Annotated in this window: 3 protein-coding genes; all 3 read left to right on the top strand. The window is 58.3% G+C overall.

What is annotated here, in order from left to right:
* On the top strand, positions 1-620 hold a 620-nt coding region (locus C5O24_RS11605; RefSeq protein WP_133165559.1), incomplete at its 5' end, for an ABC transporter permease.
* A gap of 1 nt (position 621) precedes the next feature.
* On the top strand, positions 622-1,890 hold the full coding sequence (locus C5O24_RS11600; protein ID WP_107681867.1) for an ABC transporter permease: 1,269 nt from the start codon (positions 622-624) through the stop codon (positions 1,888-1,890).
* A gap of 105 nt (positions 1,891-1,995) precedes the next feature.
* Positions 1,996-3,438, top strand: coding sequence for a TolC family protein (locus C5O24_RS11595; RefSeq protein ID WP_161953450.1), 1,443 nt, complete (start codon positions 1,996-1,998; stop codon positions 3,436-3,438).
* The last annotated feature ends 400 nt before the right edge of the window (positions 3,439-3,838 follow it).

Here is a 3,838-nt window from a genome sequence, read left to right as displayed (position 1 = left end):
TGCGCACGCTGATAGTGCCCCGTCCGGGGCGTGACGAGGCCGTGAAGGCCGAAGTCAACCGCCGCCTGGCCGTCATCAACACCCGTCTGGCCGCCGACAGCTGCACGCTCTCTCTTGCCGGAGCGCCTTACGACCACGAGCATCACAAAGCCGATGAATACCCTGTGACGCTCCCCGACGTCAACAAAGGTCGCCACATGCGCTGGATGCTGTTCGGCATACTGCTGCTGATACCGGCCATCAACCTCAGCTCCATGACCCGCAGCCGCCTGCGCCGCAGAGTCAGCGAGATAGGCATACGCCGTGCCTTCGGCTGCACCCGCGGCCGCATCGTAGCCGACATCCTGGCAGAGAACTTCGTGATCACCCTGGCCGGAGGCCTGCTCGGGCTGCTGCTGTGCATAGGGTTCGGAGCGCTGCTTTTCGATGCCATCTACTCCACCGGCCGGTGGACACACTACGCCATGCCGTCGACCCTATCGGCAGGAGCGCTGTTTGACTGGACGCTCGGAGCCTACGCACTGCTCTTCTGCTTCATACTCAATCTCATCAGCACCGGAGTGCCCGCCCTGCGCGCCTCGCGCATCAACCCGGTGGAGGCCATCAATCAAAACAAATGACATGAAACGCAAACTTTTACGACAGACACTCAACGAGTGGCGCGCCAACGTGTGGCTGATAGTGGAGATGATCATAGTCAGCGCGATCGTGTGGTATATCAACGACTATCTCTACGTGCATGTGGCCACACGCCTCGAACCGACCGGCTTCGACACCTCACACACGTATATGGCCGAATTCCGCTATCTGCCGGAGGGGAGCCGCCGCTATACCGACTACGGCGAGGCGACCACCGAGCGCAACCGCGCCGATCTGCTCTCGATCATCGAGGCGATACGCCAGCGGCCCGACGTGGAGGAGGTCAGCCTGTCGGCAAACGCCGAGCCATATTTCCAGAATTTCTACGGAATGGGGCTCAACGTAGCCGATGACACCACGGAGATCTCGATCTACTACCGCCAGATCACTCCCGAGCATCTGCGTACCATAGGCTTCCAGCCGGCCGGAGGGTTCACCATCGGGCAGCTTGAGGAGGCACTGCGTCAGGGGAAGCCGCTGATGACCGAGTTTGACAAGAGTTCGCCCCATGTCAGCGGCCACCTCAGCTCCACCGATCTGCTGAACCGACGCGTGAAAAATCCGCGCGACACCTCGATGACGATAACCATAGGCGGACTGCTCAAGCCGGTGAAACGCACCAATATCGAATCCGAATACTTTATCAGCTATTTCGAGCCGATCGACATGGATCAGCTTGAACCACGGCCCAACTACAAGATCAACATCAGGGTGAAGCCCGAAGCCGAAAGCCGCTTTCCCGACAGCTTCAACGCCGACCGCGAACGGCTCTACCGCCGCGGCAACACCTACATTTCGGACATCAAGCCCTACTCGCAGATACGCGACACGGCCGACAGCGACAATCTGGTGACGATACGCAAATACGTGGCGGTGATGGTGTTCATGCTGGTAAGCGTGTTTCTGGGTCTGATGGGCACATTCTGGTTCCGCACCCAACAGCGCACCCCGGAGATAGCCATACGCAAGGTCAACGGCGCCACCGACCGGTCGGTGTTTGGCCGCCTGATCAGCGAAGGCCTTCTGATGCTCGCCGTGGCGACCATCCCGGCTCTGCTGATCGACTGGCAGCTCTGCCACTATGAGCTGAACACCGTGTATGGCGCGCAGGGCTACTTCAGCCCCGGACGCTTCGCGCTGACGGCGGGAGCTACCGCCGCTCTGATGGCTCTGATGGTGGCAGGCGGCATCTGGTTTCCGGCCTACAAGGCCACGCGCATCGAGCCGGCCCGCGCCCTGGCCGACGAGTGAACGACGCTGACCGCGACAAATTTCCGAACCTGATTTTTTATATCCCCGAATCCTATGCGATCAACACTGAGAATCGCCCTTCTGGCAGCCAGTACGGCCACGGCAATGACCGTGGCCGCCCAGAGCGCCGCCACCGACACCGTCAGGCTGACGCTCGACGACGCCATAGCCCGCGCACGCACCCACAGCGTCAATGCGGCCGTGGCGCTCGACGAGCTGCGCTCGGCCTACTGGCAATACCGCACCTACCGGGCCGAACTGCTCCCGGAGGTGAACCTGACGGCCACCGTGCCCTCCTACCACAAGCAGTATTCGTCGTATATGAACGCCGACGGCACCTACTCGTTCGTGCGCAACAACTTCCTGCAGATGAACGGCGGCCTGTCGATCACGCAGAACGTGTGGCTCACCGGCGCGCAGCTGTCGGTCAACACCTCGCTCGACTGGCTCCGCGAACTGGAGGGTGATCCCTACAACCGGTTCATGACCATACCGGTGGCGCTGACGCTGTCGCAGCCGATATTCGGCGTCAACACTGTCAAGTGGGACCGCCGCATAGAGCCGGTGCGCTACGCCGAGGCCAAGGCGGCGTTTCTGACGGCTACCGAGACGGTGGCCATGTCGGCCATCAACTACTATTTCAACCTGCTCATGGCCAAGGAAAACCTCGAGATAGCCCGCCAGAACCACGCCAACGCCGCCAAGCTCTACGAAGTGGCGCGCGAGAAGCGGCAAATGGGTCAGATCAGCGAGAACGACCTGCTGCAGATGGAGCTGAACCTGCTCAACGCCCGCTCCGACATGACCGACTGCGAGTCGGAGCTGAAGAGCAACATGTTCACCCTGCGGTCGTTTCTCAATCTGGAGCCTACGGTGGAGATAGAGCCGGAGATACCGACGGGTATCCCGGTGGTGGAGGTGACCTATGCCGACGCTCTCGAAAAGGCTCTGGCCAACAACAAGTTTGTGCGCAACCTGCGCCGCCGGCAGCTCGAAGCCGACTATGAGGTGGCCAAGGCCAAGGGCAATCTGCGCCAGATATCGCTCTTCGCGCAGATAGGCTATACCGGCACCGACCACCGCGTTTCGGACGCCTACCGTCGCCTCAAGGACAACCAGGTGGTGGAGATAGGCCTGAGCATACCGCTCATAGACTGGGGCAAACGCCGCGGACAGGTGAAGGTGGCCGAGAGCAACCGTCAGGTGACGGAGAGCCGCCTGCGTCAGGAAACGATGAACTTCAATCAGGATCTGTTCATACTCGTGGAACGGTTCTGCAACCAGCAGCAGCAGCTCGCCATAGCCGACAAGGCCTCCGAGATAGCGCAGCGCCGCTACGACACCAATGTGGCCACTTTCATGATAGGCCGCATCTCCACGCTCGATCTCAACGACTCGCAGGTGAAGAAGGATCAGGAGCGCCAGGCCTATGTCAACGAACTTTACCGCTACTGGTATTACTACTATCAGCTGCGGTCGATCACGCTGTGGGACTACACGCGCTCTACGGGCATCGACGCCGACATCGACCGTCTGCTCAAAAACTGACCTCCCCAGGAGCATGAATATGACAATGGGCTGACCTCCCGGTCAGCCCATTGTCATTTACACATAGTACTTAACGTCAGTGGATTTTATCTGAATGAAATATTAGCTTGTATGAAAAAGTTGTTGCTGTAGTTCTTGTTCTTGCACTGCAAAGGTATGATAATTTTTCAATATTATACAGCAATGAAAACCATGTTGTTAAACATAGTTTTTCGTTGCGATTTCTAAAAATAAGTTACAAACTGAAAGTTTCGTCGGTTTAATGGCTTTTTTGCTTACAATTTTTAATAGTTCGGGTGGTTTTGTTCAAAAAAAGCTACAATTAATTTTTGTTAAACCCCGGGCGGAGGGGGAGAGGGCGGACCAGGGAGTGGTCGGAGACCACCCCCAAAAAAAAAAA

The sequence above is a fragment of the Paramuribaculum intestinale genome (assembly GCF_003024925.1).
Taxonomy (GTDB): domain Bacteria; phylum Bacteroidota; class Bacteroidia; order Bacteroidales; family Muribaculaceae; genus Paramuribaculum; species Paramuribaculum intestinale.
Note: the sequence above shows the minus strand (reverse complement) of the source record. Positions and strands in the feature narration are given on the sequence as shown.